The sequence below is a fragment of the Sphingomonas sp. 66-10 genome (genome assembly GCF_001897045.1).
GTDB classification, from domain to species: Bacteria; Pseudomonadota; Alphaproteobacteria; order Sphingomonadales; family Sphingomonadaceae; genus Sphingomonas; species Sphingomonas lycopersici.
In genome coordinates, this window is sequence record NZ_MKRR01000138.1 from 1 (window position 1) to 15925 (window position 15925).

A 15925-nucleotide genomic window follows, 5' to 3' on the forward strand; every position below is an offset into this window, starting at 1 on the left:
TGACCGGCGAGAAGGCGACCGGCACGGTCAAGTTCTTCAACGCGATGAAGGGCTTCGGCTTCATTCAGCGCGACGACGGGCAGCCCGATGCGTTCGTCCACATCTCGGCCGTCGAGCGCGCCGGGATGAGCAGCCTCAACGAAGGCGATCGCCTGTCGTTCGAGCTGGAGGTCGATCGTCGCGGCAAATATGCCGCAGTGAACCTGCAGCAGTCGAGCTGATCGAACCCGATCGATTGATGGCGGCCCGTCCGACTGGCGAGTCGGGCGGGCCGCTGTCGTTTTGGGGCGGATGCCGTTCGTGGTGGATTGAATCGGGGGGCCCTTTCCCCGTTCGGGCTGAGCTTGTCGAAACCCTGCATTTTCTTCCGCAGAGGAAGGGCAGCCGTTCGACACGCTCAGGGCGAACGCCTCATATTTTACGCACGGCGTTCGCCGCATCGTGCTAGCGAATCGGGCGATGCGTCTTTTCCCCCTATTGCTGCTCGCCGCCGCCCCGATGCCGGGGAGCGCGGCCGCTGCGCCGCCCCAGGCCGCCCCCGCCGAATCGCGGCCGGCGGTGCTCACCCCGGTCGTCGTCGCGCGTTATCCGCATGATCCCCAGGCCTTCACCGAGGGGCTGTTGTGGCATCGTGGTCATCTCTACGAGAGCGTCGGGCTCGAAGGGCAGTCGGACGTACGGCGGGTCGATCTCGCCAGCGGGCGCGTGCTGGCGCGCGCCACGATCCCCGCCGGGATGTTCGGCGAGGGGCTGGCGGTGTGGAAGAACGCGCTGATCAGCCTCACCTGGCACGGCGGCGTCGCCTATCGCTGGAATGCCGCAACGCTCGCGCGGATAGGCACCGCGCGTTATCGCGGCGAAGGCTGGGGGCTGACGACGCTGGGCGACGCGCTGGTCCGCTCGGACGGCAGCGCGACGCTGACCGTCCACGATCCCGCGACGATGGTGGTGCGCCGGCGCATCGCGGTGACGATCAACGGCAAGCCGATCGACCAGCTCAACGAGCTGGAGGCGGTCGATGGCGCGATCCTCGCCAATGTCTGGCGCACGCCGTATCTCGTGCGGATCGATCCGGCGAGCGGGCGGGTGACCGCGGTGGTCGATCTGCGCGCGATCGTCGCCGAAGTGGGGCTGTCGAACGATATCGAGGCGGTCGCCAACGGCATCGCCTGGGATGCGCAGGGCCGCCGGCTGTTCATCACCGGCAAGCGCTGGCCGACGCTGTTCGAGATCCGCCTGCCCGGATAAAAAAACCCGGCGCTTGCGCACCGGGGAAGGTTGTCCCGCAGGAGGAACCAGGGTGGGGGCGGGCACCGTGCCCGCCCCGATTTCGTCAGTAATGGTAGGCGCGTTCGCCATGCTCGGCGATGTCGAGGCCTTCGCGCTCGACGTCGGCGCTCGGGCGCATGCCCCACAATTTGTCGATCGCGAAGAACAGCACGACCGCGCCGACCCCCGACCAGACGAGCGTCAGCAGCACGCCTTCGAACTGGGTCACCAACTGGCCGACCATGTCGTAGGTGCCCGCGGCCATCGTCCCCGGCTTGGCGGCATAATCGGCGATGCCCTGCCCGCCGAGCGCCGGCGCATCGAGGATACCGGTCGCGAGCGCGCCGGTGATCCCGCCGATGCAATGGACCCCGAACACGTCGAGGCTGTCGTCATAACCGAACTTCGACTTCACCGTGGAGACGAAGAAGAAGCAGATCGGCGAGACGACCAGCCCGAGCACCACCGACCCCATCGGGCCGGCGAAGCCCGACGCCGGGGTCACCGCGACCAGCCCGGCGACGACGCCGGAAGCGGCACCGAGCAGCGAGGGCTTGCCGCGCACCGCCTGCTCGACGAGCAGCCAGGAGAGCCCGGCGGCAGCGGTGGCGACGAAGGTGTTGATGAAGGCGACCGCGGTGACGCCATTGGCCTCGAGATTGGAGCCGGCGTTGAACCCGAACCAGCCGACCCACAGCAAGGAGGCGCCGATCATCGTCATCGTCAGCGAATGCGGCGGCATCGGCTCGCGCGGGAAGCCGATGCGCTTGCCGAGCAGGACGCACAGCACCAGCCCGGTGATCCCGGCGTTGATATGGACAACGGTGCCGCCCGCGAAATCGAGCGCGCCCTTCTGGAAGAGATAGCCCGCGTCGCTATTCTGCGCGGCGAGCGCATCGGCGCCCTTGAGCGCGGCCGCGGCCACCGCATCGGGGCCGCCCCAATACCACACCATATGCGCGATCGGGAAATAGACGACGGTGACCCACAGCAGCGTGAACAGCATCAGCGGGAAGAATTTCACCCGCTCCGCCACCGACCCGACGAACAGCGCCGGGGTGATGCACGCAAAGGTCATCTGGAAGCAGATATAGACATATTCCGGGATATAGACCCCGTTGGAGAAGGTCGCGGCCTGGCTATTGGCATCGACCCCCATCAGGAAAGCCTTGGAAAGCCCGCCGAAAAAGGCGTTTCCGCCGGTGAAGGCGACCGAATAGCCATAGGTGACCCAGGCCACCGCGACCATGCACACGATCATCAGCACCTGGGTGAGCACGCTCAGCATGTTCTTGGTGCGGACCAGCCCGCCGTAGAACAGCGCGAGCCCCGGCACCGACATCATCAGCACCAGCAAGGTCGAGACGAGCATCCAGGCGGTGTCGCCCTTGTTGACCGTCGCCGGCGGGATCGGCGAGGCCGCTGCCGCCGCCGGCTGCGCCCAGGCGGGCGCCGCGGCGAGCGCGAGCGTCGCGACCAGGCCGAGGCCGGCCATCATCGTGGTTCGCTTCATCATATCCCCCTTCACAGCGCGGAATCGTCGGTTTCGCCGGTGCGGATGCGCACGGCCTGCCCCACATCGAGGACGAAGATCTTGCCGTCGCCGATCGCGCCGGTGTTGGCCGAGGCCTGGATCGCCTCGACCACGCGGTCGGCGAGCGCGCTGGCGCACACCACCTCGATCTTGATTTTGGGCACCATGTTGGTGCTGTATTCGGCACCGCGATAGATTTCGGTCTGGCCCTTCTGTCGGCCGAAGCCCTTGACCTCGGTGACCGTCATGCCAGCCACGCCGAGCACGGTGAGCGCTTCCCTCACCTCGTCGAGCTTGAACGGCTTGATGATGGCTATGATGAGCTTCATCGTGCCCCCTTCCGGTTGATCCGAGAGGGCGTCTCGCAATGGTCGTGCCAAATGCTTGTGGGGTTAATGCCGTTCGGGCTGAGCCTGTCGAAGCCCTGCCCTTTTCTTCGCAAGGAAGAAGGACAAGCCCTTCGACAAGCTCAAGGCGACCGAGATAATTCTAACGCTCATTACGCTATTGCGCGGGCAAAATTTGTGCAGTTGCGAAGGGCTGCCTAAAAATCAGGCAGTGCCGACGATCGCGCGGGCCGCGTCGAGATCCTCGGCGTCGACCATCACGCGCACCGGGATCAGCAGCCAGCTGCCGTCGGCGATGCTCGACCCCGAATCGAACGCGACCGCGGGAATGCCTTCGCTCTCCAGCCGGCCGACCAGGATATTGGCGAGGTTGCGATCGTAGCGCCCGAGCTCGACCAGGCTCATAACCGCCCCGGCGGGATCTCGGTCTGGACGCGCACCGGCAGCCCGTCGATGCTGTGGGTGCGCCCCGCGATCTTGGCCAACCGCGCGGCGGGATCCTGCTGCGCGTGATATTTGACCAAAGTCTGGCGTTCGGCGTCGAGCGTCATCCGCGGCACGCCCCAGCCGCACGAGGTCTGGATGCTGTCCACCGCGATCACGAAGATCTGGCGCTGCCCCGGGAGCGGGGGGAAATGCGCCGCGAGCGCGGGATAATCCGCATCGCCCGCGACGACGAATTCGCCGCGGCCGTAGATGCGCAGGATCAGCGCGGGATTGTCGAAGGCGCAGAACATGATCGTGATCCGCCCGTCGGCGGCGAGATGCGCCTGCGTCTCGTTGCCCGATCCGCCGAGGTCGAGATAGCCGACCTTGCGCGCATCGAGCACGCGAAAGGTGTCCATCCCCTTGGGGCTCAGGTTGACCCGCCCCGCCGCGGCGGCGGTGGCGACGAAGAACATCGGCTGCCGCGCGATGAAGGCGCGGTGGTCGTCGGTCAGTGCGGAAAAGAATTCGGCCATTGCGAAGGGGTGCTCCTGCCCTCCGCTATAGCCCGAATTTCGCGAATTGCGCGGCGATTTCGGGGTCGATCGCCTTGGCCGCGGCGATATCGGCATCGCCGCCCGCAACGTCGCCGTTGCGTTTGCGCGCGAGCCCCAGTCCGTAGCGCGTCTCCGCGCTCTTCGGCATTTCCGCCGCCGCCTTGGCATAGGTTTCGACGGCTTCGGCATAACGCCCAAGCCTGAACTGGATCAGCCCGAGGCTGTCGAGATAGGCGGGGTTCGCGCCGTCGCGGCGGATCGCCTTACGGCAATCGTCGAGCCCACCTTCAAGCGCCTGATTGGCTAGCCCGCGCGCCCAGCAGCGCGCGTTCAACGCGCTGCCGAGCTTATTGTCCTCGCCGTGGAGGCGGATCCAGGCATCGAGCAAAGGGAGCGCGCGATCGGGCTGGTCGAGCGCGATATAGAGGCTCGCGATCGTCCGTGCCTCGTGCGAGCCGGCGGCGGCGAGCGGTTGCGCCGCCGCAATGTCGCGCGCGGCCGCGGCACGGTCCTTGCGGTGCAGGCTGAGCTGGGCGCGCATCAGCAGCGCGGCAAGATCCTGCGGCGCGAGCTTGAGCGCGCTGTCGAGATCGGCGGCCGCCAGATCGGGCTTGTGATCGTGCAGCCGCGCCTCGGCGCGTGCGGTGTAATAATCGGGCTTGTCCGGATCGAGCCGGATCGCGGCATCGAGATCGTCGAGCGCCCTGGCCGTCTCGCCGCGCGAGAGGGAGGCGCGGCCACGCAGCGCCAGCTCGGGGGCGGTCTTCGGTGCGGTCGACGGGTTGGCGGGATCGGTGGCGGGCTGGCTGCTCGCCACCGGCGCCTTCTGGAAGGAGAAGACCCGCCCGCCATTATAGGTGAAATAGAGCTTGTTCTGGCTTTTGGCGATGAACAGGTGATGCGCGAGGAAGAAATCGACTCCCAGCAGCATGTCGGGCGAATCGGTGCCGATACCGAGTTCGCCGTCCATCACCTGCATCCGCGCACGCTGGATGGTTTCGCTGCCGATCGAATAAGACGCGATCCGCGCGGTCCACGATCGATAGGATTTCTGCCCGAAGCCGCTGGCCGTATAGCTCGCCTTCACATCGGGCGCGTTGAGATCGATCCCGGCGCGCTCCGCAGCGCGGCGGCTGATCAGCGTGGCGGGCGCCCCGGTATCGAGCAACGCGCGCACGCGCTGCCCGTTGACGATGACGTTGACGAAGATGTGGCGGTTGGCACGGCTTTCGTTGGGGACCAGATCGGCGATGTTGTAATCCCCGTCCTTCGCCCAATAGGCGAGAGCACGCTTGCTGCAGCCGGTGACCTTCATCAGCGAAAACTGGCCGTGCGCGAGATCGACCTCGGCATCGGCGAAATTGAGCAGATTGGCGCCGATCAGCCCGCTGCCCGTATCGGAGCCGCCGACGAGGAACTCGATATTGTTGAGCGTCGTCCCGAGGATCCCGAAATCCTTGACCCGCGCGATATCGACCGACACGCGGCCGCCGATCCCCGACATATAGAAGCCCGGCGGCGCGGGACTCGTCTTGAGCGACAGCGCCTCCGCGGTGGCGCGCGACATCGTGCTGAAGAAAGCGCCGGTATCGAGGATGAAGCGCGTGTCCTGCCCGTTGATCTTGACCTGCGTCATCGGGCGCAGGCCGACCATCTCGACCGGGAGCGTGCCGTATTTGGCGACCTTGCACTCCTCCGCGCGCGCGCTGGCGACCGGCAGCAATATCGCGGCAGCGATCACCGCAGCCGCGTTCCGTGCATGAGGCATCCGCCTCCCCCCTCTTTGCTCCCGATCGGATGATGACGGCGGAGGAGGCGGAAAGCCAGCGGATAAGCGCCCAAATCTGATCCGAACCGCGGCGTTCGGATCGGCCCTTCAGGCGGCGGTGCCGCCCACCGTCAGCCCCTCGACCAGCAAGGTCGGCTGGCCCACCCCGGCGGGGACGCTCTGCCCCGCCTTGCCGCACATGCCGACGCCCTCGTCGAGCGCGAAATCATTGCCGACGCCGAGCACCTTGGTCAGCACCGTCGGGCCGTCGCCGATCAATGTCGCGCCCTTGATCGGCGCGCCGATCCGGCCGTTCTCGACGCGATACGCCTCGGTGCAGGAGAAGACGAACTTGCCCGAGACGATATCGACCTGCCCGCCGCCGAACGATTTGGCGAAGATGCCGTTCTTGACCCGCGAGAGCAATTCGGCGGGATCGTCCTTGCCCGCCTTCATGAAGGTGTTGGTCATCCGCGGCATCGGCGCGTGGGCGAAGCTCTCGCGCCGCCCGTTGCCGGTCGGCGCGACCCCCATCAGCCGCGCGTTGAGCCGATCCTGCATATAGCCCTTGAGGAAGCCGTCCTCGATCAGCACGGTCTCCCCGGTCGGGGTGCCCTCGTCGTCGATCGTCAGGCTGCCGCGGCGATCGCGGATCGATCCGTCGTCGACCACCGTCACCCCGCGCGCGGCGACCTGCTCGCCGATCCGCCCCGAAAAGGCCGAGGTGCCCTTGCGGTTGAAATCGCCCTCCAGCCCGTGCCCGATCGCCTCGTGGAGCAGCACCCCCGGCCAGCCCGGCCCGAGCAAGACGGTGAATTCGCCCGCCGGCGCATCGACCGACTCGAGATTGACCAGGGCCTGCGCCAGCGCCTCGTCGATCGCGCGGTTCCACGTCGCCTCATCGAACAGCGAATCGTAGAGGTAGCGGCCGCCAATGCCGAAGGTGCCGGTCTCGCGCCGGCCGTTCTGCTCGACGACGATCTGGACGTTGAGCCGCACCAGCGGGCGCACGTCGGTGGCGACGAAGCCGTCGGGGCGGACGATCTCGACCACGCTCCACGTCCCCGACAGCCCGACCGAGACCTGCGCGACGCGCGGATCGCGCGCGCGCGCCGCGGCGTCAATCGACTGGCACAGATTCACCTTGTCGGCGAACGGCACCAGATCGAGCGGATCGGCATCGGTGTAGAGATGATGATTGGTGCCCTTGGGCGGGGGCGCCTTGGCGCCGTTCGACGGATCGATCAGCGCCATCGTTTCCGCTGCGCGGCGAATCGCGGCTTCGGAAAGCTCGTTGGCGTGGGCGAAGGCGGTCATCTCGCCCGAGACGGCGCGCAGGCCGAACCCCGAATGGGTGTCGTAGCTCGCGGTCTTGAGCCGCCCGTCGTCGAAGCCGAATGCCTCCGACTTGCGATATTGCAGATAGAGTTCGCCGTCATCGGCGGCGGCGAGCGCATTGGCGGTGAGTCGCGCCGCGGCCGCGGGGTCGAGCGTGTCGCGGTACAGGAACGAGCGGGGATCGGTGGCGGTCATTGCCGCTAGATAGGGACTGGGAGCCGCGCGGCAAAGCCTTTGCGCTCGTAGTCCTTCCCGTTGGCCCTGAGCTTGTCGAAGGGCTGCGCTTCTTTCGGAAGAAAAGTGCAGGGCTTCGACAAGCTCAGCCCGAACGGCTGTGGGCTTAACGCCCCGCGCTGTCGCCGTGATCGGGCAGGGTCGACTGGTCGACCCCGTCGGCGGGGCCGCCGATCAGCACAAAGCGGCGGTCGCAATAGCCGCAATCGCTATAGCCGATCTCGTCGATCTCCAGCCACACGCGCGGGTGGCCGAGCGCGGCAGGGAGACCGTCATGCGCGCCGTCGCAGGCGACGCGGCGGTGGGATACGCGGGTGACTTCGGGTGGCGGCAACATGGTTCCTGCGATTAGCAAGAGCGGCGCGGCCTAGCAATCACCCGCGGCGCACCGTAAATGCCGCGGCATGACAGACGCTGCGATTGCCATCCGGGATCTCTCCAAGACCTATCAGGGCGGCAAGCGCGCGCTCGACAATGTGACCTTCGACGTCCCCGCGGGGACGATCTTCGGCCTCCTCGGGCCGAACGGCGCGGGCAAGTCGACGCTGATCAACATCCTCGCCGGGCTGGTGCGCAAGACCAGCGGCACCGCCGCGATCTGGGGTTTCGACATCGACGCGCACCCGCGCAACGCCAAGGCCTCGATCGGCATCGTCAACCAGGAAATCCTGTTCGATCCCTTCTTCACGCCGTTGGAGACGCTGGAGATCCAGGCCGGGCTCTATGGCGTGCCCAAGGCGCAGCGGCATTCGATGGAATTGCTCCGCGCGGTGCATCTGGAGGACAAGGCCAAGGCCTATGCCCGCACGCTCTCCGGCGGGATGAAGCGGCGGCTGATGGTCGCCAAGGCGATGGTCCATTCGCCGCCGGTGCTGGTGCTCGACGAACCCACCGCGGGGGTCGATATCGAGCTGCGCCAGCAATTGTGGAACTATGTCCGCGAGCTCAACGAGCGCGGCGTGACGGTGGTGCTGACGACGCATTATCTCGAGGAAGCCGAGGAATTGTGCGATCGCATCGCGATCATCAATCACGGCCGGCTGATCGCCAACGAGCCGACCCGCGAATTGGTCGGCAAGGCGCAGGAGAAGGTCGTCGCGGTGACGGTCGATCGCGATCTCGTGGCGCTGCCGGTCGCACCGGCGTTCGACAAGATCGTGCTCAAGGGCGAGCGGACGCTCGAAATCACCTATCAGAAGGACAAGGTGAACGCGGGCGAAGTGCTCGCCGCGGTGCAGGGCGCCGGGCTCGGGATCGTCGACGTGTCGACCAAGGAAGCCGATCTGGAGGACGTGTTCCTCAACCTGACCCGCGCGGTGAACGGCTGATTTAGCGCGGGGGGATCAATCCTCGCGCTTCGCGCCATCCAGCGAGCGTTCGGCGCGTTCTTTCTCCGCGCGGTCGGCGACCTTCTCCGCCTTGGTACGCCCGAAGGCGGCGCGGTTGGCGGCGGCAGTCGCGGCCTCGGTGGCGCGGCGTTTCGCCTTGCGCGCCACGCGGAGGTTGACGACCTCGCCCATCAGATGCGGACGTCCTTGGCGATCGCGTCGAGCAGCCCGTTGACGAACCCCGCCTCGCGCCGGTCGTAAAAGGCGTGCGCAACATCGACATATTCGTTGATCGCGGTGCCCACCGCGACATCGGCGCGCGCGAGCAGTTCATAGGTGCCGCAGCGCAGGATCGCCTTCATCGGCTTGTCGAGCCGCGCGAGCGTCCAGCCCTGCAGCCGGGGTTCGATCAGCGCGTCGATTTCCTCGGCGCGGGCGATCGCACCCTGAACGATATCGTCGAAGAAGGTTTCGTCCGCCTCGGCATATTCGGCGTCCTCGATCGTTGCGCCGAGCCGGTGGTGGTGGAATTCGCGGATCAGCGCCGCCACCGGCGTCTTCTCCATCTCATGCTGATAGAGCGCCTGGACGGCGGCGAGGCGCGCGGCGGCGCGGGCCTTGGAACGTGCTGCGGTACGGGACATGCAACGAGCCTTTAGGCGCGATGTTACCCCTTGGCCAGCCGCAGCGCCACCGACGCCGCATGCGCGGGCAGCCCCTCGGCATCGGCCAGCGCGACCGTCGCCGGGCCGAGCTTGCCGAGCGCGGCGGCGTCGAGTTCGAGGAAGCTCGTCCGCTTCATGAAATCGGTGACGCCGAGCCCGCTGGCGAATCGCGCGCGGCGCCCGGTGGGAAGGACGTGATTCGGCCCGGCGACATAGTCGCCGATCGCTTCGGGGGTATGCCGCCCGAGGAAGGCCGAGCCGGCGTGGCGCAAGCGATCGAACAAAGCGCGCGGATCGTCGGTCGCGATCTCGACATGCTCGGGCGCGAGCCGGTCGGTCAGCGGGCAGGCATCGGCCAGCGTCGGCACGAGGATGATCGCGCCATTCGTCTCCCAGGCGACGCGCGCGGTCTCCCCGGTCGGCAAAGTGGCGAGCTGGCGTTCGACCGCCCCCGCGACGCGATCGGCGAAAGCGGCATCCTCGGTGAACAGGATCGACTGGGTGGTCACGTCATGCTCGGCCTGGCTCAGCAGGTCGGCGGCGATCCACTCGGGGTCGTTGGCGCCGTCGGCGATCACGACGATCTCGCTCGGCCCGGCGACCATATCGATCCCGACCACGCCGTAAACCTGCCGTTTCGCCTCGGCGACCCAGGCATTGCCCGGCCCGGTGACGACATCGACGCGTGCGATCCGATCGGTGCCCCAGGCGAGCGCAGCGATCGCCTGCGCCCCGCCGACGCGCCACACCTCGTCCGCCCCGGCGAGATGCGCCGCGGCGAGCACGAGCGGATTGACCTCGCCGTTCGGGGTCGGGGTCACCACCACCAGCCGCTCGACCCCCGCCACTTTCGCGGGGATGGCGTTCATCAGCAATGTCGAGGGATAGGCCGCGCGCCCGCCGGGCACATAGACCCCGGCGGCATCGACCGCGCGCCACCGCGCGCCGAGCCTGACCCCGGCGTCGTCGGTGAAGGCAAGGTCGTCGGGGCGCTGCTTCACATGATAGGCACGGATGCGCGCCGCGGCGAGCTCCAGCGCCTCGCGCAGATCGGGCGCCAGCGCGGCGAAGGCGGCGGCGCAATCCTCGGGCGCAATGCGCCAGCCGGTCTGATCGAGATCGTGGCGATCGAGCTTCTGCGTCAGCGCGCGCAGCCCGGCGTCGCCCTCGTCGCGCACCGTGCGCAGGATCGCGGATACGTCGCGCGCGACATCGGCATCGGATTCGCGCCGCGCATCGACCAAAGCCGCGAAATCCGCCGCGAAGCCGGGCGCGCTGGCGTCGAGCCGGATCATGCCTCGACCGCGCGCCGGAACGCTTCGACCAGCGGCACCACCCCGGCGCGGGTCTTCATCGCCGCGCGGTTGACGACCAGCCGCGAGGAGACATCCATGATCCGCTCGACCTCGACGAGGCCGTTTTCCTTGAGCGTCCGCCCCGAGGAAACGAGATCGACGATGCGCGGCGCGAGCCCCAGCGTCGGCGCCAGCTCCATCGCGCCGTTGAGCTTGATGCATTCCGCCTGCACCCCGCGGCGCGCGAAATGCTCCTCGGTGACGTGCGGATATTTGGTCGCGACGCGGACATGGCTCCAGCCGCGCGGATCGTCGCGCGCCGCCATTTCGGCGGGTTCGGCGATCGACAGGCGGCAATGGCCGATCGCGAGATCGACCGGGGCGTAAAGCTCCGAATAAGCGAATTCAGCGAGCACGTCCGATCCGACGATGCCGAGCTGCGCCGCGCCGTGCGCGACGAAGGTCGCGACGTCGAAGGCGCGGACGCGGATCAGCTCGATCTCGGGGGTCTGCGTCGCGAAGCGCAAAGCGCGGCTGTCCTCGTCGCCGAACGCCGCTTCGGGGACGATGCCGGCGCGGGCGAGCAACGGCAGCGCCTCGCTCAGGATGCGGCCCTTGGGAACGGCGATGACGATCTTTTCGCTCACGGGCGCGGCCTTTACGCGGGGGGGCGGAGAGGCGCAATACGAGCCGAGGAGGACGGCCCTATGGCGACGGAGGAGAATGTTCGCGGCGCTTTCCACATTCAGGAATTCTACTGCCGCCACATGGACGCACCGATGTACGCGCGATTGTGCGCGGCGATCGGCGACGGGCTGACCCGCGCGAGCCGCACCGGCGCGCGGGTGCTCGACTGGCCCGGCGAGCCGACCCGTGACGCCTTGCCGCTGCGGTTGTGCGGCGGGCTCCACGCTTTGGTGCGCGCCGGGCGCGATGCGGGGCTGGCGGGGGTGTTCGCTGGAGAAGTGACCGAACCGGGGGCGATCGCCGCGGCGGTCAATGCCGCGCTCGTCGCGCATGACGACACGATCTTCCCGTGGCTCGACGGGCCGCCGCAGACCAACGAGCCGGGGCGCTCGGGGGCGCTGATCCTCGGGCTGATGGAAATCGCGCGGCGCTATGGCCCGAAGATCGAATTGCTCGAAATCGGATCGAGCGCGGGGCTCAACTTGCTGATCGATCGCTATGCGTTCGATCTCGGCGGGGTGCGCGTCGGGCCGCCCGATTCGCCGGTGACGATCCGCCCCGAATGGCGCGGCGACCCGCCCGCGCCGGTTGATATCGATATCGTTTCGGTGCGCGGCTGCGACGTCCAGCCGCTCGACGCCACCGATGCGGCGGTCGAGGCGCGGCTGCTGGCGTATGTCTGGCCCGAGACCCCGGCGCGCGCCGAACGGCTCGGCCGCGCGATCGCGATGCAGCGTGCGCGCAGCGTCGATCTGGTGCGAGCCGATGCCGCCGACTGGATCGAGGCGCGACTCGCCGAACCGCAAGCAGCGGGGGTGACGCGGGTGCTGATGCATTCGGTGGTGTGGCAATATCTGCCCGAAGAGGTCGCCAACCGCATCCGCGCGGCGATGGCCGCCGCCGGCGCGCGCGCCACCGCCGAGCGCCCGCTGGGCTGGGTGATGATGGAGCCGAATCGCGCCTTCGCGCAGCAGATCGTGCGGGTGAAAAGCGGGCCGGGGCAGACCGAATGGCATGTGCTGGCGACCGCGCATGCCCACGGCACCTGGGTGAGGAACGGCATCCTCGACGAGGATCGCGTGGGCTATGACCTCCCCGCGTCCGCCAAGGTCGAGGCCGGCTGAGCCGCTTGGTTGCATTTTCCCGGCGCCGCGGCTAAAGGCGCCGCTTCCCGCGCGAGGATCATGACGAACGGCCCGGCCACAAGGGCTGCCGCGGCCGTTTTGACCTCGCCCGAATAGAAAGGACGAAAATGCCCAAGCTCAAGACCAAGAGCGGCGTGAAGAAGCGCTTCAAGCTCACCGCGACCGGCAAGATCAAGCACGGCGTGGCCGGCAAGCGCCACCGCCTCATCAGCCACAACGGCAAATATATCCGCCAGAACCGTGGCACCAGCGTGCTGTCGGATGCCGACACGAAGACCGTGAAGGCCTGGGCGCCTTACGGCCTGAACTGAGGAGACGGGAACAATGGCACGCGTCAAGCGGGGCGTAACCACCCGCGCCAAGCACAAGAACATTCTCGCGGCAGCCAAGGGCTATCGCGGTCGTCGCAAGAACACGATCCGCGTCGCGCGGCAGGCGGTCGAAAAGGCCGGCCAGTACGCCTATCGCGACCGCAAGGTGAAGAAGCGCACTTTCCGCGGCCTGTGGATCCAGCGCATCAACGCCGGCGTCCGCGCCGAAGGGCTGACCTACAGCCAGTTCATGCACGGCCTGAAGCTGGCCGGGATCGAACTGGACCGCAAGGTGCTGGCCGATATCGCGATGCACGAAGGCGAGGCGTTTACCGCCATCATCGCGCAGGCGAAGGCGGCGCTGCCCCAGGCGGCATAACGCTCCTTCTACTGTAGCGATGAAACCAAGGGCGTGGGTGGCGACACCTGCGCCCTTTGCGCGCGCGGCGCATGTGATTACAGCGCGCGCTTACCAACCCGTTCGGGCTGAGCTTGTCGAAGCCCTGCCCTTCCTCTCGAAGAAGTGCAGCCCTTCGACAAGCTCAGGGCGAACGGGAAGGAGGCGATGATTCTCCTTCGCGGGAATGACGGAGTGACAAGTGGCTGATCTCGACCAATTGAAGACCGATCTGCTCGCCCGGATCGATGCGACGGCCGCCGCCGATGCGCTGGAGGCGATCCGCGTCGAGGCGCTGGGCAAGCAGGGCAGCGTCACCGCGTTGCTCAAGACGCTCGGCGGGATGTCGCCCGAAGAGCGCCAGTCGCAAGGGCCGCGGATCAACGGGCTGCGCGAGGCCGTCGCCGGCGCGATCGCGGCGCGCAAGGCGGCGCTCGATGCCGCGGCGCTCGATGCGCGGCTGGCGAGCGAGCGGCTCGACATGACGCTGCCGGTCGACACCCCCGCGGCCGGAACGATCCATCCCGTCAGCCAGGTGATGGACGAACTGGCGGAAATCTTCGCTGATTTGGGCTTCGCGGTCGCCACCGGGCCGGAGATCGAGGACGACTGGCACAATTTCACCGCGCTCAACATCCCGGAAAGCCACCCGGCGCGCGCGATGCACGATACTTTCTATTTCCCCGATCAGCCCGACGGCGAGCGGAAAATGCTGCTCCGCACCCACACCTCGCCGGTGCAGATCCGCACGATGCTCCAGCAGAAGCCGCCGATCCGCATCATCGCGCCGGGGCGCACCTATCGCTCGGACAGCGACGCGACCCACACCCCGATGTTCCATCAGGTCGAAGGGCTGGTGATCGACAAGGGGATCACGCTCGGCCATCTCAAATGGACGCTGGAGACCTTCCTCAAGGCGTTCTTCGAGCGCGACGATATCGTGCTGCGGCTGCGCCCGTCCTATTTCCCGTTCACCGAGCCCTCGGCCGAGGTCGATGTCGGCTATACGCTGGAGAAGGGCAAGCGCGTGATCGGCGGATCAGGCGGCGGCTGGATGGAAGTGCTCGGCTCGGGAATGGTCCACCCCAAGGTGATCGCCGCCTGCGGGCTCGATCCCGATGAGTGGCAGGGCTTCGCCTTCGGCTGCGGGATCGATCGGCTGGCGATGCTCAAATATGGCATGGACGATCTCCGCGCCTTCTTCGACGGCGATATTCGCTGGCTGAAACATTATGGATTCTCGGCGCTCGACGTGCCGACGCTGAGCGGGGGAGTCGGCGCATGAAGTTCACGCTTGGCTGGCTCAAGGAGCATCTCGATACCCAGGCATCGCTCGACGATATCGTCGAAGCGCTGACCCGCATCGGGCTCGAGGTCGAGGGCGTCGACAATCCCGGCGAAAAGCTCGCCGCGTTCCGCATCGCGAAGGTGCTGACCGCCGAACGCCACCCGCAGGCCGACAAATTGCAGGTGCTCAGCGTCGATGCAGGGGACGGCCCGTTGCAGGTCGTGTGCGGCGCGCCCAATGCGCGCGCGGGGCTGGTCGGGGTGTTCGGCATGCCCGGCGCGACCGTCCCGGCGAACGGGATGGTGCTCAAGGTCGCGGCGATCCGCGGCGTCGAATCGAACGGCATGATGTGTTCGAGCCGTGAGCTCGAACTGGGCGACGAGCATGACGGGATCATCGAGCTCCCCGCCGATGCCCCGATCGGCACCGCTTATCCCGCTTATGCCGGGCTCGACGATCCGGTGATCGATGTCGCGATCACGCCGAACCGGCAGGATTGCATGGGGGTGCGCGGGATCGCGCGCGATCTGGCAGCGGCGGGGTTGGGAACCTTGCGGCCGCTCGCCGAGGTCTATCGCACCGAAGCGATCGCCCCGGTGGCGGGCGACGGCCCCGCACCCGATGTCCGCACCGACGATCCGGAGGGCTGCCCGGCATTCTACGCGCAGGCGGTCTCGGGGGTCACCAACGGCGTCGCGCCGGCGTGGATGCGGCAGAAGCTGACCGCGATCGGGCAGAAGCCGATTTCGGTGCTGGTCGACATCACCAATTTCGTCTCGATCGATCTCGGGCGCCCGCTCCATGTCTACGACAAGGCCAAGCTGTCAGGCGGGCTGGCCGCGCGGCGCGCGCGCGACGGGGAAACGGTGCTCGCCCTGAACGGCAAGACCTATACGCTCGACGCGACGATGACGGTGATCGCGGACGACACCCACGTCCACGATATCGGCGGGATCATGGGCGGCGAGGATTCGGGGGTGTCGGAAACGACCACCGATGTGATCATCGAATGCGCCTATTTCGACCCCGATCATATCGCGCGCACCGGGCAGAAGCTCGCGCTGACCAGCGACGCGCGCCAGCGTTTCGAGCGCGGGGTCGATCCGGCGTTCCTCGACGACGGCCTCGCGATCGCGACCAGATTGGTGGTCGACCATTGCGGCGGCACCCCCTCGGCGATCACCCGTGCGGGCGAAGCGCCGTTGGGCACGCGCAGCTATGCCTATGATCCGGCGCGGACCGAGACGCTCGGCGGGCTCGCGGTTGCGCCCGAGCGGCAACGCACGATCCTCGAATCGCTCGGCTTCACCGTGACGGCGGACTGGCAGGTCTCGCC

19 protein-coding genes are annotated in these 15925 nt (G+C 67.6%); 8 read left to right on the forward strand and 11 right to left on the reverse strand.

Features of this window, described 5'->3' with window-relative positions:
* Positions 1 to 221, forward strand: a 221-nt coding sequence (locus BGN95_RS19185) for a cold-shock protein (RefSeq protein ID WP_286773718.1), incomplete at its 5' end; no start/stop codon positions are given.
* Between the two features lie 238 nt (positions 222 to 459).
* Positions 460 to 1248 carry a glutaminyl-peptide cyclotransferase gene (locus BGN95_RS19190; RefSeq protein ID WP_286773719.1) on the forward strand — a complete coding sequence of 263 codons (789 nt, stop codon included), beginning with the start codon at positions 460 to 462 and terminating at the stop codon, positions 1246 to 1248.
* Between the two features lie 85 nt (positions 1249 to 1333).
* Here BGN95_RS19190 and BGN95_RS19195 read toward each other — a convergent pair whose 3' ends face one another.
* From BGN95_RS19195 to BGN95_RS19225, 7 genes are all read right to left on the reverse strand, one after another.
* Complete coding sequence (locus tag BGN95_RS19195; protein WP_179513011.1) at positions 1334 to 2782, reverse strand: ammonium transporter; 1449 nt, start codon at positions 2780 to 2782, stop codon at positions 1334 to 1336.
* An 11-nt stretch (positions 2783 to 2793) separates the two neighbouring features.
* Complete coding sequence (locus BGN95_RS19200) at positions 2794 to 3132, reverse strand: P-II family nitrogen regulator (RefSeq protein WP_179513790.1); 339 nt, start codon at positions 3130 to 3132, stop codon at positions 2794 to 2796.
* Between the two features lie 222 nt (positions 3133 to 3354).
* On the reverse strand, positions 3355 to 3555 hold the full coding sequence (locus tag BGN95_RS19205; RefSeq protein WP_179513012.1) for a putative signal transducing protein: 201 nt from the start codon (positions 3553 to 3555) through the stop codon (positions 3355 to 3357).
* Positions 3552 to 4112: a pyridoxamine 5'-phosphate oxidase family protein gene (locus BGN95_RS19210; protein ID WP_265268785.1), complete on the reverse strand. Its 561-nt coding sequence runs from the start codon at positions 4110 to 4112 to the stop codon at positions 3552 to 3554. Before BGN95_RS19210 ends, BGN95_RS19205 begins: the two co-directional genes overlap by 4 nt.
* Positions 4113 to 4137: 25 nt before the next feature.
* Complete coding sequence (locus BGN95_RS19215; RefSeq protein WP_286773720.1) at positions 4138 to 5901, reverse strand: aspartyl protease family protein; 1764 nt, start codon at positions 5899 to 5901, stop codon at positions 4138 to 4140.
* A 108-nt stretch (positions 5902 to 6009) separates the two neighbouring features.
* Complete coding sequence (gene tldD / locus BGN95_RS19220) at positions 6010 to 7434, reverse strand: metalloprotease TldD (protein ID WP_286773721.1); 1425 nt, start codon at positions 7432 to 7434, stop codon at positions 6010 to 6012.
* Between the two features lie 145 nt (positions 7435 to 7579).
* On the reverse strand, positions 7580 to 7810 hold the full coding sequence (locus BGN95_RS19225; RefSeq protein WP_286773722.1) for a zinc-finger domain-containing protein: 231 nt from the start codon (positions 7808 to 7810) through the stop codon (positions 7580 to 7582).
* 67 nt (positions 7811 to 7877) lie between these two features.
* Between BGN95_RS19225 and BGN95_RS19230 the strand changes: the two genes are divergently transcribed.
* The gene (locus BGN95_RS19230; protein ID WP_265268783.1) at positions 7878 to 8801 is read left to right on the forward strand and encodes an ABC transporter ATP-binding protein; all 924 of its coding nucleotides are present in this window, start codon (positions 7878 to 7880) and stop codon (positions 8799 to 8801) included.
* 15 nt (positions 8802 to 8816) lie between these two features.
* Here BGN95_RS19230 and BGN95_RS19235 read toward each other — a convergent pair whose 3' ends face one another.
* From BGN95_RS19235 to hisG, 4 genes are read right to left on the reverse strand one after another with little or no spacing between them, the layout of a single operon-like run.
* Positions 8817 to 8993: a DUF4169 family protein gene (locus BGN95_RS19235; RefSeq protein ID WP_286773723.1), complete on the reverse strand. Its 177-nt coding sequence runs from the start codon at positions 8991 to 8993 to the stop codon at positions 8817 to 8819.
* Positions 8993 to 9445 carry a transcription antitermination factor NusB gene (nusB, locus tag BGN95_RS19240; RefSeq protein WP_286773724.1) on the reverse strand — a complete coding sequence of 151 codons (453 nt, stop codon included), beginning with the start codon at positions 9443 to 9445 and terminating at the stop codon, positions 8993 to 8995. Before nusB ends, BGN95_RS19235 begins: the two co-directional genes overlap by 1 nt.
* A gap of 23 nt (positions 9446 to 9468) precedes the next feature.
* Positions 9469 to 10761: a histidinol dehydrogenase gene (hisD, locus tag BGN95_RS19245; protein WP_286773725.1), complete on the reverse strand. Its 1293-nt coding sequence runs from the start codon at positions 10759 to 10761 to the stop codon at positions 9469 to 9471.
* Positions 10758 to 11408: an ATP phosphoribosyltransferase gene (gene hisG / locus BGN95_RS19250; RefSeq protein WP_286773726.1), complete on the reverse strand. Its 651-nt coding sequence runs from the start codon at positions 11406 to 11408 to the stop codon at positions 10758 to 10760. Before hisG ends, hisD begins: the two co-directional genes overlap by 4 nt.
* A 60-nt stretch (positions 11409 to 11468) precedes the next feature.
* Here hisG and BGN95_RS19255 point away from each other — a divergent pair, with 60 nt between their 5' ends.
* The 5 genes from BGN95_RS19255 to pheT all read left to right on the forward strand — a co-directional run.
* The gene (locus BGN95_RS19255) at positions 11469 to 12572 is read left to right on the forward strand and encodes a DUF2332 domain-containing protein (protein WP_286773727.1); all 1104 of its coding nucleotides are present in this window, start codon (positions 11469 to 11471) and stop codon (positions 12570 to 12572) included.
* Between the two features lie 128 nt (positions 12573 to 12700).
* Entirely contained in the window at positions 12701 to 12904 is a 204-nt protein-coding gene (gene rpmI, locus BGN95_RS19260) for a 50S ribosomal protein L35 (RefSeq protein WP_179513023.1), read from the forward strand.
* A 13-nt stretch (positions 12905 to 12917) separates the two neighbouring features.
* Positions 12918 to 13283, forward strand: coding sequence for a 50S ribosomal protein L20 (gene rplT, locus BGN95_RS19265; RefSeq protein ID WP_179513024.1), 366 nt, complete (start codon positions 12918 to 12920; stop codon positions 13281 to 13283).
* A 238-nt stretch (positions 13284 to 13521) separates the two neighbouring features.
* On the forward strand, positions 13522 to 14586 hold the full coding sequence (gene pheS / locus BGN95_RS19270) for a phenylalanine--tRNA ligase subunit alpha (RefSeq protein ID WP_502688326.1): 1065 nt from the start codon (positions 13522 to 13524) through the stop codon (positions 14584 to 14586).
* Positions 14583 to 15925 (forward strand): phenylalanine--tRNA ligase subunit beta (gene pheT, locus BGN95_RS19275; RefSeq protein WP_286773818.1); only part of this gene is annotated, 1343 nt, incomplete at its 3' end. The genes pheS and pheT, both read left to right, overlap by 4 nt.